This is a genomic window from Xanthobacter sp. YC-JY1 (assembly GCF_021730305.1).
Classification (GTDB): Bacteria; Pseudomonadota; Alphaproteobacteria; order Rhizobiales; family Xanthobacteraceae; genus Xanthobacter; species Xanthobacter flavus.
Genome location: NZ_CP032674.1, coordinates 348,365 through 365,467, shown reverse-complemented (window position 1 = coordinate 365,467; position 17,103 = coordinate 348,365). Strand labels below are relative to the sequence as shown.

Genomic DNA, 17,103 nt, shown 5'->3' with positions numbered 1-17,103 from the left:
GACCCGACAATCGACCGATCGGCATGACAAATCACTGAAAATGCGAGCGATTCACAAGTGACGCCGGCTTGGTACGCCGCTTGCTAGTCATGGCTCAGGAGCCGTTGGGTTTGGCTCGGAGCGAATTCATGCACATCGTCGTCTGCATCAAACAGGTTCCGGATTCGGCGCAGATCCGCGTCCATCCCGTCACCAACACGATCATGCGGCAGGGCGTGCCGACGATCATCAACCCTTATGATCTGTTCGCGCTGGAAGAAGCGCTTCGCCTGCGCGACAAGTTCGGCGGCGAAGTCACGGTGCTCACCATGGGCCCGCCCTCCGCGGAAGACTCCCTGCGCAAGGCGCTGACCTTCGGTGCCGACCGCGCCGTGCTGCTGACCGACCGCTTCTTCGCCGGCTCGGACACGCTGGCCACCAGCTTCGCCCTCGCCACCGCCATCACCAAGATCGGCGAGACCTGGGGCGTGCCGGACTTGGTCTTCACCGGCAAGCAGACCATCGACGGCGACACCGCCCAGGTCGGCCCCGGCATCGCCAAGCGCCTCGGCCTGATGCAGATCACCTATGTGGCGAAGATCGCCGAGTTCGATCCCGCCGACCGCACCATCACCCTGGAGCGGCGCGCCGAGGGCGGCACGCAGGTGCTGAAGTCCCGCCTGCCCTGCCTCGTCGCCATGCTGGAAGCCACCAACGAGATCCGCCGCGGCACCATGGTGGATGCCCTGCGCGCCGCCCGCGCCGAGGTGGTGAAGTGGAATGCCAAGGACGCCGGCGTCACCGATCTCAACATGTGCGGCCTCAAGGGCTCGCCCACCATCGTCAAGCGCGTGTTCGCACCGAGCGCGCGTTCGGAGAAGGCCAAGTTCATCGAGGCCGGCGACGGCGGCAACCTCTCCGAGGCGCTGATCGCCGAAATCTTCTCCCGCCAGCCCAGCCTGGAAGCCGACCTGACCGCGCTGGCGCGCGGCTTCTGACGGCCCCCGCCGCAGAGCCCGCGCGCCCTTCGTGACTCAAGATTAAAGAGCCGACCATCATGAGCGAGCCAACCACCCCCAAAGCCCCCGCCGCCGGTGGACGCGCGTCCACCAAGAAAGAGCTGCCGGAACACTTCAAGGCGTACAAGCACGTCTGGGTGTTCATCGAGCAGGAGCGTGGCCAGGTCCATCCCGTGTCCTGGGAGCTCATGGGCGCGGGCCGCAAGCTCGCCGACAAGCTGGGTGTCGAGCTTGCAGCCGTGGTGGTCGGCGCCGAGGGCGAGACCGTGCGCGGCGCGGTGGCTGAATCCTTCTGCTACGGCGCCGACCTCGCTTATGTCGTGGCAGACCCGGTGCTCACCGACTATCGCAACGAGGCCTACACGGCCGCGATGACCGACCTCGTGAACACCTACAAGCCGGAAATCCTGCTGCTGGGCGCCACCACGCTCGGCCGCGACCTCGCCGGCGCCGTGGCGACCACCCTGCTCACCGGCCTCACCGCCGATTCCACCGAGCTGGACGTGGACGCCGACGGCTCGCTCGCCGCCACCCGCCCGACCTTCGGCGGCTCCCTGCTCTGCACCATCTACACGCTGAACTATCGCCCGCAGATGGCGACGGTGCGCCCGCGTGTCATGCCCATGCCGATCCGCGTGGAGAAGCCCATCGGCCGGGTCATCGAGCACAAGCTCGGCGTGGTGGAAGCCGACATCGTCACCAAGATCCTGAACTTCATCCCCGACCGCGATTCCAACAAGGCCAACCTCGCCTATGCGGACGTGGTGGTGGCCGGCGGCATGGGCCTCGGCTCGCCGGAGAACTTCCAGCTGGTGCGCAACCTCGCCGTGGCCATGGGCGCCGAATATGGCTGTTCGCGCCCGCTGGTGCAGAAGGGCTGGGTCTCCTCGGACCGGCAGATCGGCCAGACCGGCAAGACCATCCGCCCCCGCCTCTACATCGCCGCCGGCATCTCGGGCGCCATCCAGCACCGGGTGGGCGTCGAGGGCGCGGACCTGATCGTCGCCATCAACACCGACAAGAACGCGCCGATCTTCGACTTTGCCCATGTGGGCATCGTCACCGATGCCATCCGCCTTCTCCCGGCCCTGACGGAGGCCTTCGCCAAGCGCCTCTCGGCCCACTCCAGCGACAAGCTCGCCAGCTGACAGCCAGCGAAAGGAACATCCGATGATCGACGAAAGGTTCGATGCGATTGTCGTCGGCGCCGGCATGGCCGGCAATGCCGCCGCCTACACCATGGCCTCCCGCGGCCTGAAGGTGCTGCAGCTGGAGCGTGGCGAATATTCCGGCTCCAAGAACGTGCAGGGCGCCATCCTCTACGCCGACATGATGGAAAAGATCATCCCGGACTTCCGGGAGGATGCCCCGCTGGAGCGTCACCTGATCGAGCAGCGCTTCTGGATGATGGGCGAGAACTCCCACACCGGCCTGCACTACCGGTCCGACGACTTCAACGAGGAGAAGCCGAACCGCTACACCATCATCCGCGCGCAGTTCGACAAGTGGTTCTCCTCCAAGGTGCGCGAAGCCGGCGCCCTGGTGGTGTGCGAGACCACGGTGACCGAGCTGGTGCAGGACGCCTATGGCAAGGTGATCGGCGTGAAGACCGATCGTGGCGGCGGCCAGATTCATGCGGACGTGGTGGTGCTGGCGGAAGGCGTCACCGGTCTGCTGGGCGCCCGCGCCGGCCTGCGCAAGATCCCCAAGCCCACCGAGGTGGCGCTGGCGGTGAAGGAAATGCACTTCATGCCGCAGGAGGTGATCGAGCAGCGCTTCAACGTGAAGGGCAATGAGGGCGCCGTCATCGAGGCCGCCGGGACCATCTCGGAAGGCATGACCGGCATGGGCTTCCTCTACACCAACCGCGAATGCGTGTCGGTGGGAATCGGCTGCCTTGTGTCGGACTTCCAGAAGAGCGGGGAATCCCCCTACACGCTGCTCGAGAAGTTCAAGCGCCACCCCTCCATCGCCCCGCTGCTGGAAGGCTCCGAGGTGAAGGAATACGCCGCCCACCTCATCCCCGAGGGCGGGTTCAAGTCCATCCCGCAGCTCTATGGCGAGGGCTGGGTGGTGGTGGGCGATGCCGCCCAGCTCAACAACGCCATCCACCGCGAGGGCTCGAACCTCGCCATGACCTCCGGCCGCATCGCCGGCGAGGCCATCTTCCAGGTCAAGTCCCGCAAGGACCCCATGACCGCGTCGAACCTCTCGCTCTACAAGAAGATGCTCGACGACAGCTTCGTGATAAAAGACCTCAAGAAGTACAAGGACATGCCGCAGCTTCTGCACATCCAGTCGCAGAACTTCTTCCTCACCTACCCCCAGCTGGTCAACAAGGCCATGCAGAACTTCGTGCGCGTCGACGGCACGCCGAAGAAGGAGAAGGAGAAGATGACGGTGAAGTCCTTCACCTCCGCGCGGTCGTGGGCGGGCCTTTTCGGCGACGCCTTCAAACTCGCCCGCGCCTGGCGCTGAGGAGCTTTCAGCTCAGCGCATCCTGTTTTCCCACCTTGCGCGGCGGGCCTCGCCCGTCGCCGATTTCCGGGAGATTTTTCATGGCCACCGAAACCGCCTTCCGCGTCGAGGACAAGCTTTTCCAGAACCGCTACCTGGTGGATGCCGGGCGCGCGCACATCAAGGTACGGCCTCACACCACCCCGTCCGCCGCACTGCGCACCCTGCTCACCACCTGCCCCGCCCGCTGCTACGAGCTGAATGACAAGGGCCAGGTGGAGATCACCGCCGACGGCTGCGTCGAGTGCGGCACCTGCCGCATCATCGGCGAGCCCACCGGTGACATCGAGTGGAACTATCCCCGCGGCGGCTACGGCGTGCTGTTCAAGTTCGGCTGAGGCATTCGGCCCCAGAGGTAACAAAATAGCGATCGGAAGCCGGCGCACGGCTTCCGATACGCCATCTGGCATCCAATCGCCTTCGCCCCTAGATTAGGGGTCGGGAGGACGATTTCATGTCCGCATTTTCGTCAGGATCAACGGCCGGAGAGCCGGGGTTCGCCGAAGGCTTCGCATCCGACTTCGCCGTCGAGGCGCTGGACTGGCAGGGGCGGCCGCTGCGCTGCCAGGATTGTCCGCACGAGGACATCAAGGCCGAAGGGCGCTGCGACCTCGGCAAGGCATGCGTCCTCGACCGGCGGCGCAAGCGCATCGATCGCTTCTTCGCCAACAATGCGGCCCTCGCCGCGCGCTATCTCGACCATCCCTATTTCGAGGTGCGGGCGCTGGCCGCCCGGCATGCCAGCGTCTTCCTCCTTACCCCGCTGAAGGACGATCCCGAGCCGGACGTGCGGATGGTCTGCGCCGAGCGCCTGCCCATCGCCCGCGTGCGGGACATGCGGTTCGACCCCGAGCCGCGGGTGCGCATCGCCGTCGCGCGCCGTCTCGAAGGCAGCGATCTCGTCGCCCTCATGTCGGACGTGGACTACAGCGTGCGCATGGCGGCCGCCCGGCGCGCGCCGGCGGATGCGCTGGTCTATCTGATGCACGACCCGGAAGTGGACGTGCGGCGCATCATTGCCGCGCGCCTGCCGCAGGTGCCTCTCGCCCGCATGGCGGATGACCCCGATCCGCTGGTACGCGTGGTGGTGGCCGAACATCTCGATCCCGAGCGTCTTGTCGCCCTGCGTGGCGATCCCGACATGCGCGTGCGTTTCGTCGTCGCCGAGCGGATCTCCCCCGCCTTCCTCGCCCCGCTCACCCATGACGACGTGCCGCCCATCGCCGAGGTGGCGCGGGAGCGCCTTGCCGCCGGCTGAGGCGCGCTTCCTGTCCGACGATCCAATGGCCGGCCTCCCAGGGCCGGCCATTTTCGTTTGCGCACGTCATGACGCGAATGATTGGCGCTCGCGAAGTATATTTTGCTGCGACGCGATATTTACTTGATCATGACGCACAAACCGCGCTGCACCGCACGTATTTCCCGCCCTCTGGCGTCCATTTTGCATGTGGAAGCTGTTTCAGACTGGCAGAGCGAGCGGCCCTGCCCCTTTTCAGCCGCTCGGAAATCGAGGATGCCATGGTCGAAGTCACAGCAAGCAACGTGAAATTCTCCGCCTATCGGGCAGATCCCGAAGGCGCGCCCAAGGGTGCGGTGGTGGTCCTGCAGGACGTCTACGGCGTCAATTCGGACATCCGCCAGATCGCCGACGGCTTCGCCGCCGCCGGCTATGTCGCCATTGCGCCGTCCTTGTTCGACAAAGTGAAGTCCGACATCGAACTCGACGCAGCCGCCACCGACGAAGGCAAGGCCCTCACCGAGGAAGTCGGCACCGACTGGTCGCTGGAAGCCATCCAGGCCACCGTCGATGCGGTGAAGGACGCCGGCAAGGTGGCCCTCGTCGGCTATGCCTGGGGCGGCTTCCTCGCCTACACGGCCGCCAACAAGGTGAAGGGCCTCGCCTGCGCCATCGGCTATCACGCCGAGGAGGGCATCCTCGACGGCATATCGGAGAAGCGCCGCATTCCCACCCTCATGCACTTCGCCGAGGCCGACCCCGCCATCGCCGAAGCGGACATGATCCAGTTCCGCGCACGCCGGCCCGACGTGTCGGCCTTCTCCTACCCCGGCGCCAATCGCGGCTTCAGCTACAAGGCGAACCCGGCCTATGACGCCGCCGCGGCCGACCAGGCCATGGAGCGCACCCTCTTCTGGATCTCTCAGTTCGTGGTCGGGCAAGGCCCCGTGCAGCTGAAGAATGCCGGTGCCTATGCCCTCGCGAAGACCGAGAAGAAGGGCAAGAAGAAGTCCGAGGGCAACGACATGGGCCCGCCCATGGATTGACCTGTGGGGGCCAAGCTTCGGCCTTCCCTATCCGCGTGCCGGCGGCCGTCCCCCTTGACGCGCCGCCGGCCCGGACGTTTCATCTTGATGACGGGCGATGGGTCCGGTTCATCACCCCGGATCATGGGGGCGCACATCCGCCGGAGCGTCGGACATGAGCGTGATCGAGCATGATTTCGGGGCGGGCAAGCGGCGAACGGAAAAGCGCTTCCGCGACCTCCTGAACCTCGACGCCCTGCATGAGCAGAATGTGCGCGCCAATCCCCTGCCCTATCTGGAACGGGCGAGCGAGCGCATCTACCAGCTCGAGAAGACCATCTTCGAGGCGGCGCTGGCCGCCCGGCCGGCCTTCGGCGCCGAGGCCGACGACAAGGGCCCGTCCGTGACCCTCAGCAAGGCGGAATACGACCGTCTTCTCGCCTGCCGCGCCATCGTCGATTCCGCCCTCGCCGAGATCCAGGCGCGGCCGGAGGAGGACAAGCCGCGCTGAAGCGCCGCCCCGAAAACCCGTGAGCGCGCGGACGCGCCCACGGCGCATTGTTCAATTGTGGACGGAGGGCGGCGGGGTCCACTGATAGAGGTCGCCCCAGCCGTTGAGCGCCTTCACCTCGTGGGTGAAGCCGAGATCGCCCAGCGCGGCCGCGAAGCCCAGCTGCTCGCCGCTCTTCACGCTGGCGAGCAGCGGCACCTTCCGACCCTGCAATTCGCCGAGGAGCGCGGGGAGCACTTCGTCACCCTTGGCAGCCGGGGCGACGGCGGCATAGGTCACATGGATGGCTTCGCTGTTGCGGAAGCCCCACTCGAATGTGTCGCGTCGCGCCAGCAGCGCGCCCACGATGCCCTTCTCATGGTCCACCACCACCGGCGACAGGCCGGACGTGCAGCAGGCGACGAGCTCGGACAGAAGCGTCTCCTGGTCGGCCTCGTCTTCCGCGTTGAAGGGGACAGCGGCGGCGGCCTGCCGCAGCAGCCCCCACAGGCCTTGGACGTCGCTGAGGGACGCCATACGGCGAGTCAATTCAGCCATGAAATGTATCTCCGGAGCAGACAGAAAAACAACGTCGACATCTTAGTTCAAAGACTAGTAAATTCAATAATTACCGATCATGATCCGATCATAAGTCGATGATTTCATCTTACCGCACGACAGTGTCATGAAGCATACGTCCTCATCCGGCAGATGTGCGATGCGCGACACCCCGGGCCGCGTGCGGCCGCCGGCGCCTCTTGGCAAGAACCTTGCTGCGCGCAATACGCGGGGGCAGCGATCGCCCCGCCAAACCTGTTTGGAGCCCCGGCCTCCGGAAAGTCTTTTTCCCGGAGCGCGTCCATTGGAGTGAGGCATGTCGACGAGCGAAGGCTTCTTCATCGACTGGGACGGCAACGCCCGCAGCGTCGATGATCCCGGCGGCGGATATCTGTGCGAGACCGACCGCGTCGCGAAATACGTGGCGGTGACGACCAAGACCGGCACGCTGGTGCACGAGGGCACCTTCTACAAGACCATGGAAGACATCGCGAAAGCCGGCATCAAGGCCGGCTTCGTGCCGGGCTCCCATCCGTGGGGCTCCAAGCAGGACGGCTTCTGAGCCTTCAGGCCGGTGCCGGCGGCCGGTCCGTGGCCGTCCTCGGCGCCGGCCTGCCGCCCCCGCACAGCTGACACAGCACTGGAGAATTGGCGATGCTCCCGACGACGATTCTCATCGACGAAGCCCCCCGCTGCGTCGTCCGCCCCAACGACACCAAGGCCCTCAACCGCTTCCTGCGCAACGCCAAGGACTTCCTCCTCGCCGAAAAGCCGGAGGGGAAGATCACCCACCGCACCGCCTCCGAGGACGAGATGGCCAAGTGGAAGAATGCCCTGGCGCTGCACCAGGCCTGGGGCGGATCCGACGAGGATTTCTTCGGCGTGCCGCTTTAGCCGCGCCGCCCTTTTCAGGGCCGCGCGGCGTGGCCCACGGTGTCGTGCGGATTGCCGGCGGTGTTGCGCATCCAGTCGGCGAGCTTCGCCATGGCATCGTAGATGGCGGCACGCGCGGCGGCATCCGCCACCGTCTCCTCCAACGCGCCCTGCATGCACAGCAGCCAAGCGTCGCGCTCCGCATTGCCGATGGAGAATCCCATGTGCCGCTGCCGCAGGCGGGGGTGGCCCTTTTCCGGCGAATAGAGCTTGGGGCCGCCCGTCCACTCGCTGAGATAGCGCTTCAGCACCTGCTTGGTGTGGCCGAGGTCGTCGGCATGCATGGCGCGGATGCCCTCCGCCTCCGGCAGCCGATCCATGCGCGCATAGAAGGCCTCCACCAGCCGATCGATGACGACGGCGCCGCCCAGGCGCTCATACATGGTTGTGGTCTCGGCGACGTCCGACATGATCTGTCCCCTCGGGCTCGGCCCCTATTCGTCCATGTTGGGCAGCAGGATGACCTCGGCCGGCGCACCGGCGCCTTGCGCCTCGACAAAGTCGAGGGCCGACACCAGCGAAAGTCCGCCGTCGGCCTCCATCAGCACCACGGCGTCCGGCGGCATCCTGCCGAGCGCCTCGACCAGTTGAGCCACCGTCATCCGTCCTGCCCTCCTGTCGGCGCCGGGCTATTCCGGCCGTATCGGCGATCCCGCCTCGTCGAAGGCGACGATCACCGTGTCCTCATCCACCATGCGCACCTCGGCACGCTTCAGCGCCCCGTTGCCATGGTAGCTGTAGCGATGGGCCAGCTCGACCTCGCCATAGACCATCTTGTCGAAGCCGGTCAGCTGGCCGGCCGCGTCGAACCAAGCCCGGATGAAGGTGTTGCGGTGGGTGAGCTGCGCCTCGGGGATGGGCTCCACCAGCCGGAACGGCATCTTCACGCCGGTATAGGTTATATAGAAGCGGCACTCGCCCGGCATCTCCGGCGGCACAGCACTCGCGGCCCCTGCACTCATTCGCACGTCTCCCGACACCCGCATTTTCACCATCACGACTGCCGATCAGTCGGGAGAAATCATGATTTCCATGGTCTCGTCGAAATCGTCATAGGGAAAGCCGGCGACCTCCGCCTCCACCAGCGGCACGCCACACAGGCACACGTCGGCGCCCACGATGGCCACCGCCACCGGCTCCAGGTGCGCGCCCTCGCACTCGCCCTTTGTGCAGGCCCCGCTCTCGATGTCGAACAGCGCGCCATGGCGGCCGCAGCGCAGATGCGTGCGCTCGGCATTGAAGAACTGGCCGCCGCCGATATTGAGCCACGCGCCCTTGTGCGGACAGGCATTCACATAGCCCACCACCTCGCGCGCACCGGTGCGCACCACCACGATGCGGAACGGCCGCGCGTCCCCTTCCGGGGTCAGACGGGACAGATCGAACGCCTTCGCCTCGCCGGGCGGCAGCTCGTGCGTCCCGCAGATGGCGAAGACCTCGATCCCGGCATCGGCATCCTGTTGCTCGGCAGATTGTTCGGCAGACATCAATTTTCCGCCCGCCCCTCCCGGAGGCGCCGGCCCCTGTCGCAAATGAAACAGTCCCTGTCCGACCGTGGCAGCAGTCCCGCGGCCGGCGTGAAACCCTCCGGGATTAGCAGGAAGCGTGCCGAACTCCGGCGCCAACGAAAATGGCCGGCGCAGGGCCGGCCACTCCGCTTCTGTCGAGGTGTCTCAGAGGAGGCCCAGCTCGAGCTGGACCTCGTCGCTCATGCGCGACTTGTCCCATGGCGGATCGAACACCAGCTTCATCTTCACGTCGCTGACGCCGGGCACCACCACCACGGCCTCCTGCACCCAGCCGAGCATCTGCCCGGCAACCGGGCAGCCCGGGGCGGTCAACGTCATGTCGATCTCGACCGCGCCCTCGTCCTTGACCTCGATCCGATAGATCAGGCCAAGATCATAGATGTTCACCGGAATTTCCGGGTCGTTGACGGTTCTCAGCGCCGCAACGATGCCTTCGAGAAGAACGGCATCATCCTCGGCGAATTCTTCGAAACTGCGCACCTCACCGTGGACGATCATGGTCGTCGGTGCGGCAAGGCCGTGCTCCACAGGGTGAGTCATGGGACCAATGCCTCCTGCCCCCTCATCGTACCCGATAACGTAGCAAGCACGATGCCAACGATGGCCGGGCTCTTCAATCCAGACCCTCGGCGAGGGCCGCGACAACTGGCCACCCTACCGCGCCGGTGGGGTCGAGCACCTTGAGCGCCTCGAGCTTCTCCACCGCCAGCTCCGGCTGGTTCTGGCGCAGGTGAATGAAGGCCAGCGCCTTGAGCGTGTAGAGGGCGAACCGGCCCGGCCCGTCGGGCAGGAGGTCGTAGGGCACCCAATTGCGCCAGTCCGTGTCCCAGCCCGCCTGGGTCGCCGCCTCGATGAGCCCACCCCGTGCCGCGGCTTCAGCTTCGTCCAGATTGCCCTGGTAGGTGTGGATCTTGTAGAGGCAGAAATAGACCGGCAGCTCGGACGGCGCCGTCGCGAGCGCCTGGCGGAACAATTCGTCCGCGCGCTTGCGGTCCTTGCGATAGGCGATGACGCCCTGCTGCAGCAGGGCGTTCACCGGGCCGGAGACCTCGCCGAAATTGATGACATCGGTGTTGGGGAAAAGATCGACGCTCACGTTTCTACCCTTCGGTGGGGCCGGCGAAGGGCGCCGCCAATTGCCTCGTTCGCGCGCCTATTTCACCAGATGGGGATTGGCCGCGGCTTCGGTGAGCCGGGCGCCACGGAAGGTCAGCGCCCGGCTCACCGCCTTGGCGATGACGAGGGCGCGGGCATCGAGCCCGGTCCAGTCGGCGCCGCGGCCGCGCGGATCGATCTCCAGAAGCTTCACCCCGGCGGGCACTTCCGTGCCGTCGCGGACCACGCCGCGCACCACGCCGTCGAATGGGGCGCGGATCGGCTCGTTGCCGAGGAAGCCGATATGGAAATCCTTGTAGACGCGGGTGCCGATCTCGATGGCCGTGTGCCAGCGACCGGGAGCGGCGGAATGCACGAAGCGCTCGGTCGTCACGCCGCCGAGATCCCGGGGAATGTGGTCCGGCTCGTCCGTGGGGCCGTGCTGGATCACCTGCCCCTCCTTGCCGGGGCGTGTCTCGATGGCGAGATCGCAATTGGTGCCGCCGCTGAACCCCGGCCCGAGGCCGATGGTGAGGCGCGCGAGACGGCGCAGGTCCGGCGTCACCTGATATTTGTTCATGCGGGCATCGACGAGCAGCTCGATGGGGCCGAGGACGATGAGATCGAGCAGCCCGAGGGTGGTGACCATCACATCGCCGCGCGCCAGCCCCTTGCGGACATGGATGCCGGTATCGGCCCGCACCGCGCGCACGCCGTCCACGCGCACATCGTCCTCATAAAGGGCGTCGTGAAACGCCATCTTGCGCCGGATCACCGGCGGGGCCGGATCATGGGACAGCACGACGCCATAGCCGCCGCGATGCAGCTCAATGGCCACGGCCGATGCGATCTCGTTGGTTCCGAGTATGGTCGCAAAGCCGTTGCGCGGCGCACCGCGTCCCTGCTGTAGCAAATCGCTCATAACGGTTCTCGTTTCCCCGGGGCGACAAGGCGTAAGCAAGAGGCGGGCCGTTTGGAACGGCCCCAGGGTCACCCCCAGCATCCCGTCATGCGCGCGCCGTCCGGCGGCATCCAACCTCCCCGGCCGGCCGCGCTGTCAGATTCGCGACAGCCCAGCCACCGCTACGGCTGCATTTGCTGCAATGGCGAGTGGTGCCGGGCTTGCATGGGGGCGTCGTATATCGAAGGAGATAGCGCGATGGCCATGGCCGCAGATGAAATCGAGCGCCTCGTGAAGGAGGCTCTTCCAGACAGTCAGGTGGTGATCATCGATCTCGCCGGCGACGGCGACCACTATGCCGCCCGCATCACCTCGGAGGCCTTCAAGGGCAAGAGCCGCGTCCAGCAGCACCAGATGGTCTATGCGGCGCTCGGGGAGCACATGGGCGGCACGCTCCATGCCCTGAAGCTGGAGACGCTGATCCCCAAGTGAGATCGTCCGCAGCGCGATCCGCGCGGCGAGTTCAGGACCATTTCAAATTCCCATTTTCATCCGCTTCGTTTCAATCAGGAGACTGCCCCATGGCCACCACTGCCGAACGTATTGAAGACATCATCGCCTCCAGCGATGTGGTCCTGTTCATGAAGGGCATTCCCGCCGCCCCCCAGTGCGGCTTTTCCGCTGCCGTCGTGCAGGTGCTCGCCGGCGTCGGCGTGCCCTATCGCGCCGTGGACGTGCTGCAGGATCCGATGGTGCGCGAGGGCATCAAAGCCTATTCCAACTGGCCGACCATTCCCCAGCTCTACATCAAGGGTGAATTCGTCGGCGGCTGCGACATCGTCCGCGAGATGTTCCAGGCCGGCGAGCTGACCCAGCTCCTCGCCGACAAGGGCGTCGCCGTCACCGCCTGACAGGGATCGACCCACAAAAAAGGGCCCGGATGCGCGCGCATCCGGGCCCTTTTGCTGCACTATGGAACGACCTCGAAAACACGTCGGGCCGGATGAACCAGTCGGCCCTCAAGTATTCGCAAAACGATCACGGCATCGGCCCGGTACGGGCCGGATGCAGCGGCGCGCCGACCACAAACCCGGCCGGGATACGCCGCGGCAAACGTCGGCTCACGCCGCCTTGGTGGTCGCGTCGACCTTGGAGGCCTCGACCTCGGCGCGGGTGAGGCGGAACACGCCGCGACCGCCGGCCAGCGCCTGGTACTTGTCGGCGGAACGGTAGGACAGGAAGTCGAACCACTCCTGGGGATTCAGTCCCTGAGGCCGCTCGCTGATCTCCGCGATGGTGCCGTTGGCGGCAAAGCGGGCGTGAATGATCACAGTCTCGTCGCTCATCTCGTCTCTCCTCTCAAAGCTCTTCACTGGCGCAGGCCCGGAGCGAAACCGACGTTTCACCGCAAACCCGCACGACGACTTGATTACCCGGCACGCTTTTTGTTGAGCTTCCGGCAGCGCGCCACCGGAAGCTTGTGTCTTCAGCCGCGACCGGAAGGCTCCGCCCTTCCCGTCGCCGACAGCCCCGGCGCCCCCGCGGAAGCGCCGCTCCCCGCCATCAGAAGCCCGAGAACTCGCCGAGCAGCTCGATGGTCACGTTCTCGGTGCCGAGCACGGTGACATGCTTGGCGAGGCGGGACTTGGAGCCGACACCGACGATCGCGTCGAGGCTCTCGTTCTCCTCACGGGTGGTCTTGGACAGGCCCTTGCGGCCTTCCTGGACGAACACGTGGGACGCGCTGCCGTCCTTGTCGCTCTTCTGGCGCTCGGCGAGCCCCGGCTCGACGGTGATGAGCGCCTCGAGGAGGTTCGTGCCTTCCGCGACTTCAATGGTCTTGCCCATGGGGAGGACCTTCAGCGTAACCGTGGACATCAACAACTCCTGTCGTTTCGTCTTAGTGTTTGGGGTGCGATCTTGTTGCGTTTCAGTAGATGGCGGCGCCCGCCCCTACATTGACCGAGGCATCCTTCATCGTTGCCACGATGAACTCGATCTCCTCCTCGTTCAGGTGGGTGTGGAACGGCAGCGCCACCGCGCGGTCGGCCACCTTCTCCGTCACAAGGAAATCGCCCCGGCGATAGCCGAGGTCGAAATAGTGCCGCTGCACATGCAGCGGGGTGCTGTAGCCGGCGGATTCGACCTTCTCCACCTTCAGATCCTCGACGATGGAATCGCGGCTCGACTTGGAGAAACGGGTGCCGAGATGGACCACGTAGAGGAACCAGTTCACCTCCGTCACGTCCGGCCCGATGAAGGGATCCTTGATGCCCTCGAAGGACTGGACGTACTTCTGGTAGAGGTGCTCCACCGTGTGCCGCTGCTCGAGGATTTCCTCGAGCCGGCGCAGCTGGGTGAGGCCCAGCGCGGCGGTGATATCGCTCATGGCGCCCTGGTAGGGCGCGCTCATGCTGACGACGACGGAGGACCGCTCCTCCAGCTTGTGAGAGCGGAAGCGCCGCAGCGCCACGGCGACGTCGATGTCGTCCGTCACCACCATGCCGCCCTCGCCGCACACGATGGGGAAGGGCTGTGAGAAATCGAACACGGACGTGTCGCCGAACGTCCCCACCAGCGCACCCTTGTAGCGCGAACCGATGGCCTCGGTGGAATCCTCTATCAACGCCAGCTTGTGCTTGCGCGCCAGCTCCTGGAAGGCGGTCCAGGGCGCGGGATGGCCATTGGTGTTGCCGGCGACGATGGCCTTGGTCTTGTCGGTGATCTTCGCCTCGGCCTTCTCCGGCACGAGGGTTCCCGCCCAATAGTCGATGTCGGCGAACACCGGGCGCGCGCCGGAGAGGCTGATGGCGTGCACCGTCTCGCGGAAGGAATAGGGCGAGGCGATCACCTCGTCCCCCGGGCCGATGCCGTAGGCCTTCAGCGTGTAGAGCAGGCCGAGGGTGCCGCTCGGCACGGCGACGGCATATTTGCGGCCGAGATAGGCCGCGAACTCCGCCTCGAACTGCTCCGCCAGGGGACCGCTGGACAGGCGCGGCGCCTGCATGGCCTCGGCCACCGCCTGCAGCTCGATGACGGTGATGTCGGGATCCGACAGAAGGATATTGGTGGCCTCGCCACCTTCTCCCTCGCCGAGATCGAAATCGTCCAGGAAATCGGCGTCGCTCATCACGCGCTCCGCCGTGCGAGGATCACGCCGGTGGCGGCGCCGGGATCGGAGGTGATGTGGGCGCAGTGATCCGCGGTGTCGAGCAGATGCACGTCGTACCGGGGATAGGTCCGGAACGGCGCCTCGGTGACGTCGGAGGCGTCGCACTGGGTCCAGGAGAGGGCCGGAAAGCGCTTGCGCAGTTCGGCGAAGACCGGGCCCGCCGGCTCCTCGGCGGTGAGCACCTTCTCGATCTCGGTGAGGTCGCTGTCGCTCAGGGCCATAACCTTACTCTCCCGTGCCGGAATGAGACACGACCGGCGGCTTTGTCGCGGTCCATCCCATGCCATGCAGGATCATTGCCAGTTTGGATCACTGCCAAAATCGACGCTCGGTGTCGTCGTTCAGAAGCTCCAGCAATTCCTTCAGCCGCTCGTGAATACTGTCGAGCTCCCAGAGGCGCTTGCCGTGGTTCTTGCGGAACAGCTGCCACGCGGCCTGCTCCGGATCGAAGATCATCAGGGCGATGTCGACCACCCCGCCTTCGGGATCGATATTGCGCGAGCAGCACGCGCTCTCGATCCGGTAGCCGCCTTCCGTGGCCAGGACGCGGGGCGTGACATAGCGATAGCGCTTGCGCGCCCGGATGGCGCGCTCGATGCGCTTCCTGTCGAGATCGTTCGGATGAGCGGGCAGCCTCATCGTCCTATCTCTCGCGGCTGTGTCTCGCGCGGCGCCGATGCCCCGCATCGAGGGATCAGAGCGGCTGGATCTCTTCCTCGAGGCAACCCACGACCAGGCGCTCGTTGAATTCGATGAGGTAGATGGGCGTGTTGGTATCCGTGTGCTGGCCCACCTGCACGATCTCGCCGACCGTGCCGACGCCGACCAGAAGCCCCTCCTCCGGCATGTCTGGATAGGACCCGTCATTGTAGAGATCGATGAGGGTCTTGACCTTCATGCCCCAGTCATACTTGGGCAGGCGCGGTTCGAGCATCATGGCAGTCAAACTCCGGGGGCGGGGGGCAGCGGGATGTCCTGTTCTTCGCGCGGAACGGCGCTCTCCAGTTCCTTGCGCTTCATGCCGACGCGGTTGCCACTCTCGGTAAACTCGACGCCGTAAATGTAGAACTGCTGGAGGAAGGTGCCGATGGAGACCACGTAGCCGATCTCGCCCTTCTTCGCGAGAATCTCGCCGATCTCCTTGCCGGCATAGGTTCCGTCGTTGCGGATCACCCGCTTCGCCTTCACCTTCTCGCCGAAATTGAAGTAGGGCGGCTCGGAAATCTCAACCACATCACTGTCGCGGACGATGTTGCTCATAGCGGCATCTCCCTCAAGAGCGGCCCGCCCGCCTCCATGCGGGAGCGGGCGACCTCGCGCACGAAGTCGTCGTCGTCATCCAGGAAACGGGCGAGCTGGGACGGCGCCACGCGGCCCGCCACCTCGTAGCGCACCCGCCAGTCCGCATCGCCGGCGAGCGCCGGGAGCAGGTCCGGGGCAAGGCGCTGCGCCACTTCCAGGCGGACGGCGGCGCTGCGATCCTTCGCCATGCACATCAGCCATTCGGCCGGCAGCCGCTGGGCCACCACCTTGCGCACCTCCGGCTCCGGATCGTCCACGAGGCGCGACAGCAGCGGCGGCGCGATGCGGCGGGCCACCACGAGGCGCACGTAGTAATCGTCATCCGCCAGCATGGGCGCCAGTTCCGCATCCTCCAGCAGCGAGACGATGCGGATGCGCACTTCGCGATGGGGATCGTTGCGCAGCGGCAGGATGAGCCGCTTGGGCAACCGGCGCGCCGCGTTCCAGCGCACGGTCTCCTCGGGATCGTTGAGGAGCGGCTTCAGGAAGAACACGTCGGCATGCTTCGCCGCGATGGCACGGACCTCGAAATGCTCGTGGCCCACATAGGAATTGGCGAGCTTCGGATTCCAGTTGAAGAAGCGGTCGATGCGTCGGGCGTACCGGTCGTTCACGCAGGCGCGCCGCAGCTGGCATTTGCCGGCGGGCAGAAGGTCGCCCGCATGAGCGCAGCTCCGGCAGTCGACGTCTTCGCCGAGCCAGGTCTTGGCATCCTCGATGTCGTCGTCAGTCATCATCGTCCTGCCCCGCTCTGTTCAGCACGTCGAGCAAGAGCTTCGCGCCGATCTTGTCGGACGGATCGAGCTCGAGCAGCTTCATCACCGCGGCGCGCCCCTCGTCGAGATCCCCGAGGCGCATGTTGAGGTAGGCGTAGCCCTTCAGCGTGAACAGGAAGAAGCGCGGCATCAGGCGGTCATAGCGGGAGAATTCCGCGTCCTCCGCCCGCACGTCCCGCCAGTCGGCCGGGAGATTGGTCTCCCGCTGCGCCTTGGCGAGACACTCCCGCGCCACCCCGAGGCACTCCCGCAGGCGGCCCTTGTAGAAGTAGAAGCGGTAGAGCCCGATCAGCACCGCCGCATGACCGGGGGCGATGGCCTCGGCCTTGCGAAGATGCGCTTCCGCAACGTCGTACTGTTGGTAGGAGAGGCCGGCTTCCCACAGATGAAACTGTGCGTCTTCCGGCAACCCTCCGCCCATCACCGCGCTCGCAAGGAGCGCTTCGGGGGTCAGGAAATCGGGCTCGCCGGAGACCTGCGCGGAACCCACGATCCCGTCCATTCCCTGTCCCCGTCCTGTCCTGGTGCCGGCGGAAATCCGGCCCGGAAATGCCGGGACGGCGCCAGGCC

28 protein-coding genes are annotated in these 17,103 nt (G+C 65.9%); 11 read left to right on the top strand and 17 right to left on the bottom strand.

The window, feature by feature from the left end:
* Positions 1-128 precede the first annotated feature (128 nt).
* The 7 genes from D7006_RS01830 to D7006_RS01800 all read left to right on the top strand — a co-directional run bounded on the left by D7006_RS01830 (position 129) and on the right by D7006_RS01800 (position 6,288).
* Entirely contained in the window at positions 129-977 is an 849-nt protein-coding gene (locus D7006_RS01830) for an electron transfer flavoprotein subunit beta/FixA family protein (protein ID WP_169124940.1), read from the top strand.
* A gap of 59 nt (positions 978-1,036) precedes the next feature.
* A complete protein-coding gene (locus tag D7006_RS01825; protein WP_169124941.1) occupies positions 1,037-2,146 on the top strand; it encodes an electron transfer flavoprotein subunit alpha/FixB family protein in 1,110 nt (369 codons plus the stop codon).
* A gap of 22 nt (positions 2,147-2,168) precedes the next feature.
* Entirely contained in the window at positions 2,169-3,476 is a 1,308-nt protein-coding gene (locus D7006_RS01820) for an FAD-dependent monooxygenase (protein WP_169124942.1), read from the top strand.
* An 80-nt stretch (positions 3,477-3,556) separates the two neighbouring features.
* Positions 3,557-3,853, top strand: a complete 297-nt coding sequence (locus D7006_RS01815; RefSeq protein ID WP_169124943.1) for a ferredoxin family protein — start codon at positions 3,557-3,559, stop codon at positions 3,851-3,853.
* 116 nt (positions 3,854-3,969) lie between these two features.
* Entirely contained in the window at positions 3,970-4,773 is an 804-nt protein-coding gene (locus tag D7006_RS01810) for a 4Fe4S-binding leucine-rich repeat protein (RefSeq protein WP_237355317.1), read from the top strand.
* A 260-nt stretch (positions 4,774-5,033) separates the two neighbouring features.
* Positions 5,034-5,798, top strand: coding sequence for a dienelactone hydrolase family protein (locus tag D7006_RS01805; protein ID WP_237355316.1), 765 nt, complete (start codon positions 5,034-5,036; stop codon positions 5,796-5,798).
* Between the two features lie 154 nt (positions 5,799-5,952).
* Entirely contained in the window at positions 5,953-6,288 is a 336-nt protein-coding gene (locus D7006_RS01800; RefSeq protein WP_169124946.1) for a hypothetical protein, read from the top strand.
* 51 nt (positions 6,289-6,339) lie between these two features.
* Here D7006_RS01800 and D7006_RS01795 read toward each other — a convergent pair whose 3' ends face one another.
* Positions 6,340-6,825, bottom strand: coding sequence for a hypothetical protein (locus tag D7006_RS01795; RefSeq protein WP_237355315.1), 486 nt, complete (start codon positions 6,823-6,825; stop codon positions 6,340-6,342).
* A 316-nt stretch (positions 6,826-7,141) separates the two neighbouring features.
* Between D7006_RS01795 and D7006_RS01790 the strand changes: the two genes are divergently transcribed.
* Together D7006_RS01790 and D7006_RS01785 are read left to right on the top strand one after the other, a co-directional pair.
* A complete protein-coding gene (locus tag D7006_RS01790) occupies positions 7,142-7,387 on the top strand; it encodes a hypothetical protein (RefSeq protein WP_024281030.1) in 246 nt (81 codons plus the stop codon).
* A gap of 92 nt (positions 7,388-7,479) precedes the next feature.
* A complete protein-coding gene (locus tag D7006_RS01785; protein WP_229645065.1) occupies positions 7,480-7,719 on the top strand; it encodes a hypothetical protein in 240 nt (79 codons plus the stop codon).
* 14 nt (positions 7,720-7,733) lie between these two features.
* Here D7006_RS01785 and D7006_RS01780 read toward each other — a convergent pair whose 3' ends face one another.
* The 7 genes from D7006_RS01780 to D7006_RS01750 form a co-directional block, all read right to left on the bottom strand.
* Entirely contained in the window at positions 7,734-8,168 is a 435-nt protein-coding gene (locus tag D7006_RS01780; RefSeq protein ID WP_229645064.1) for a group II truncated hemoglobin, read from the bottom strand.
* Between the two features lie 24 nt (positions 8,169-8,192).
* The gene (locus D7006_RS01775) at positions 8,193-8,360 is read right to left on the bottom strand and encodes a hypothetical protein (protein WP_169124951.1); all 168 of its coding nucleotides are present in this window, start codon (positions 8,358-8,360) and stop codon (positions 8,193-8,195) included.
* 27 nt (positions 8,361-8,387) lie between these two features.
* Positions 8,388-8,720, bottom strand: a complete 333-nt coding sequence (locus D7006_RS01770) for a DUF6156 family protein (RefSeq protein WP_237355314.1) — start codon at positions 8,718-8,720, stop codon at positions 8,388-8,390.
* A gap of 45 nt (positions 8,721-8,765) precedes the next feature.
* Positions 8,766-9,245 (bottom strand): Rieske 2Fe-2S domain-containing protein, encoded by a 480-nt coding sequence (locus D7006_RS01765; protein WP_237355313.1) that lies wholly within the window; start codon positions 9,243-9,245, stop codon positions 8,766-8,768.
* Between the two features lie 186 nt (positions 9,246-9,431).
* Positions 9,432-9,827 carry an iron-sulfur cluster assembly protein gene (locus D7006_RS01760; RefSeq protein ID WP_229645062.1) on the bottom strand — a complete coding sequence of 132 codons (396 nt, stop codon included), beginning with the start codon at positions 9,825-9,827 and terminating at the stop codon, positions 9,432-9,434.
* 73 nt (positions 9,828-9,900) lie between these two features.
* Positions 9,901-10,383 (bottom strand): M48 family metallopeptidase, encoded by a 483-nt coding sequence (locus D7006_RS01755; RefSeq protein WP_169124953.1) that lies wholly within the window; start codon positions 10,381-10,383, stop codon positions 9,901-9,903.
* A 57-nt stretch (positions 10,384-10,440) separates the two neighbouring features.
* Positions 10,441-11,304: a xanthine dehydrogenase gene (locus D7006_RS01750; RefSeq protein ID WP_237355312.1), complete on the bottom strand. Its 864-nt coding sequence runs from the start codon at positions 11,302-11,304 to the stop codon at positions 10,441-10,443.
* 237 nt (positions 11,305-11,541) lie between these two features.
* On the opposite strand from D7006_RS01750, the gene D7006_RS01745 reads away from it, so the two are divergent.
* Together D7006_RS01745 and grxD are read left to right on the top strand one after the other, a co-directional pair.
* Positions 11,542-11,775 (top strand): BolA family protein, encoded by a 234-nt coding sequence (locus D7006_RS01745; protein WP_168457275.1) that lies wholly within the window; start codon positions 11,542-11,544, stop codon positions 11,773-11,775.
* 89 nt (positions 11,776-11,864) lie between these two features.
* Entirely contained in the window at positions 11,865-12,194 is a 330-nt protein-coding gene (grxD, locus tag D7006_RS01740) for a Grx4 family monothiol glutaredoxin (protein WP_168457274.1), read from the top strand.
* 210 nt (positions 12,195-12,404) lie between these two features.
* On the opposite strand, the gene D7006_RS01735 is transcribed toward grxD, so the two are convergent.
* From D7006_RS01735 to D7006_RS01695, 9 genes are all read right to left on the bottom strand, one after another.
* Positions 12,405-12,629 carry a hypothetical protein gene (locus D7006_RS01735; RefSeq protein ID WP_169124955.1) on the bottom strand — a complete coding sequence of 75 codons (225 nt, stop codon included), beginning with the start codon at positions 12,627-12,629 and terminating at the stop codon, positions 12,405-12,407.
* A gap of 217 nt (positions 12,630-12,846) precedes the next feature.
* Positions 12,847-13,161 (bottom strand): ferredoxin, encoded by a 315-nt coding sequence (locus D7006_RS01730; RefSeq protein ID WP_169124956.1) that lies wholly within the window; start codon positions 13,159-13,161, stop codon positions 12,847-12,849.
* Between the two features lie 52 nt (positions 13,162-13,213).
* The gene (locus D7006_RS01725) at positions 13,214-14,413 is read right to left on the bottom strand and encodes a DegT/DnrJ/EryC1/StrS aminotransferase family protein (RefSeq protein WP_169124957.1); all 1,200 of its coding nucleotides are present in this window, start codon (positions 14,411-14,413) and stop codon (positions 13,214-13,216) included.
* Entirely contained in the window at positions 14,413-14,676 is a 264-nt protein-coding gene (locus D7006_RS01720) for a hypothetical protein (protein ID WP_024281043.1), read from the bottom strand. The genes D7006_RS01725 and D7006_RS01720 overlap by 1 nt, the downstream gene beginning before the upstream one ends.
* Positions 14,677-14,764: 88 nt before the next feature.
* Complete coding sequence (locus D7006_RS01715) at positions 14,765-15,094, bottom strand: hypothetical protein (RefSeq protein ID WP_210257958.1); 330 nt, start codon at positions 15,092-15,094, stop codon at positions 14,765-14,767.
* A 55-nt stretch (positions 15,095-15,149) separates the two neighbouring features.
* Positions 15,150-15,389, bottom strand: coding sequence for a nitrogen fixation protein NifZ (locus tag D7006_RS01710; RefSeq protein WP_168457692.1), 240 nt, complete (start codon positions 15,387-15,389; stop codon positions 15,150-15,152).
* Between the two features lie 8 nt (positions 15,390-15,397).
* The gene (locus D7006_RS01705) at positions 15,398-15,715 is read right to left on the bottom strand and encodes a nitrogen fixation protein NifZ (protein WP_029555916.1); all 318 of its coding nucleotides are present in this window, start codon (positions 15,713-15,715) and stop codon (positions 15,398-15,400) included.
* On the bottom strand, positions 15,712-16,494 hold the full coding sequence (locus D7006_RS01700; protein WP_237355311.1) for a 4Fe4S-binding leucine-rich repeat protein: 783 nt from the start codon (positions 16,492-16,494) through the stop codon (positions 15,712-15,714). The genes D7006_RS01705 and D7006_RS01700 overlap by 4 nt, the downstream gene beginning before the upstream one ends.
* Entirely contained in the window at positions 16,484-17,035 is a 552-nt protein-coding gene (locus tag D7006_RS01695) for a M48 family metallopeptidase (protein ID WP_237355310.1), read from the bottom strand. Before D7006_RS01695 ends, D7006_RS01700 begins: the two co-directional genes overlap by 11 nt.
* Positions 17,036-17,103 lie beyond the last annotated feature (68 nt).

What these genes read in the sequence shown, in the direction of transcription:
- D7006_RS01725 (WP_169124957.1), bottom strand. Translation starts at nt 14,413, where the DNA reads ATGAGCGACGCCGATTTCCTGGACGATTTCGATCTCGGCGAGGGAGAA.
- D7006_RS01720 (WP_024281043.1), bottom strand. Translation starts at nt 14,676, where the DNA reads ATGGCCCTGAGCGACAGCGACCTCACCGAGATCGAGAAGGTGCTCACC.
- D7006_RS01815 (WP_169124943.1), top strand. Translation starts at nt 3,557, where the DNA reads ATGGCCACCGAAACCGCCTTCCGCGTCGAGGACAAGCTTTTCCAGAAC.
- D7006_RS01800 (WP_169124946.1), top strand. Translation starts at nt 5,953, where the DNA reads ATGAGCGTGATCGAGCATGATTTCGGGGCGGGCAAGCGGCGAACGGAA.
- D7006_RS01730 (WP_169124956.1), bottom strand. Translation starts at nt 13,161, where the DNA reads ATGTCCACGGTTACGCTGAAGGTCCTCCCCATGGGCAAGACCATTGAA.
- D7006_RS01830 (WP_169124940.1), top strand. Translation starts at nt 129, where the DNA reads ATGCACATCGTCGTCTGCATCAAACAGGTTCCGGATTCGGCGCAGATC.
- D7006_RS01825 (WP_169124941.1), top strand. Translation starts at nt 1,037, where the DNA reads ATGAGCGAGCCAACCACCCCCAAAGCCCCCGCCGCCGGTGGACGCGCG.
- D7006_RS01805 (WP_237355316.1), top strand. Translation starts at nt 5,034, where the DNA reads ATGGTCGAAGTCACAGCAAGCAACGTGAAATTCTCCGCCTATCGGGCA.
- D7006_RS01710 (WP_168457692.1), bottom strand. Translation starts at nt 15,389, where the DNA reads ATGCTCGAACCGCGCCTGCCCAAGTATGACTGGGGCATGAAGGTCAAG.
- D7006_RS01745 (WP_168457275.1), top strand. Translation starts at nt 11,542, where the DNA reads ATGGCCATGGCCGCAGATGAAATCGAGCGCCTCGTGAAGGAGGCTCTT.
- D7006_RS01775 (WP_169124951.1), bottom strand. Translation starts at nt 8,360, where the DNA reads ATGACGGTGGCTCAACTGGTCGAGGCGCTCGGCAGGATGCCGCCGGAC.
- D7006_RS01785 (WP_229645065.1), top strand. Translation starts at nt 7,480, where the DNA reads ATGCTCCCGACGACGATTCTCATCGACGAAGCCCCCCGCTGCGTCGTC.
- D7006_RS01705 (WP_029555916.1), bottom strand. Translation starts at nt 15,715, where the DNA reads ATGAGCAACATCGTCCGCGACAGTGATGTGGTTGAGATTTCCGAGCCG.
- D7006_RS01790 (WP_024281030.1), top strand. Translation starts at nt 7,142, where the DNA reads ATGTCGACGAGCGAAGGCTTCTTCATCGACTGGGACGGCAACGCCCGC.
- D7006_RS01780 (WP_229645064.1), bottom strand. Translation starts at nt 8,168, where the DNA reads ATGTCGGACGTCGCCGAGACCACAACCATGTATGAGCGCCTGGGCGGC.
- D7006_RS01760 (WP_229645062.1), bottom strand. Translation starts at nt 9,827, where the DNA reads ATGACTCACCCTGTGGAGCACGGCCTTGCCGCACCGACGACCATGATC.
- D7006_RS01700 (WP_237355311.1), bottom strand. Translation starts at nt 16,494, where the DNA reads ATGATGACTGACGACGACATCGAGGATGCCAAGACCTGGCTCGGCGAA.
- D7006_RS01820 (WP_169124942.1), top strand. Translation starts at nt 2,169, where the DNA reads ATGATCGACGAAAGGTTCGATGCGATTGTCGTCGGCGCCGGCATGGCC.
- D7006_RS01695 (WP_237355310.1), bottom strand. Translation starts at nt 17,035, where the DNA reads ATGGACGGGATCGTGGGTTCCGCGCAGGTCTCCGGCGAGCCCGATTTC.
- D7006_RS01735 (WP_169124955.1), bottom strand. Translation starts at nt 12,629, where the DNA reads ATGAGCGACGAGACTGTGATCATTCACGCCCGCTTTGCCGCCAACGGC.
- D7006_RS01810 (WP_237355317.1), top strand. Translation starts at nt 3,970, where the DNA reads ATGTCCGCATTTTCGTCAGGATCAACGGCCGGAGAGCCGGGGTTCGCC.
- grxD (WP_168457274.1), top strand. Translation starts at nt 11,865, where the DNA reads ATGGCCACCACTGCCGAACGTATTGAAGACATCATCGCCTCCAGCGAT.
- D7006_RS01750 (WP_237355312.1), bottom strand. Translation starts at nt 11,304, where the DNA reads ATGAGCGATTTGCTACAGCAGGGACGCGGTGCGCCGCGCAACGGCTTT.
- D7006_RS01770 (WP_237355314.1), bottom strand. Translation starts at nt 8,720, where the DNA reads ATGAGTGCAGGGGCCGCGAGTGCTGTGCCGCCGGAGATGCCGGGCGAG.
- D7006_RS01795 (WP_237355315.1), bottom strand. Translation starts at nt 6,825, where the DNA reads ATGGCTGAATTGACTCGCCGTATGGCGTCCCTCAGCGACGTCCAAGGC.
- D7006_RS01715 (WP_210257958.1), bottom strand. Translation starts at nt 15,094, where the DNA reads ATGAGGCTGCCCGCTCATCCGAACGATCTCGACAGGAAGCGCATCGAG.
- D7006_RS01765 (WP_237355313.1), bottom strand. Translation starts at nt 9,245, where the DNA reads ATGTCTGCCGAACAATCTGCCGAGCAACAGGATGCCGATGCCGGGATC.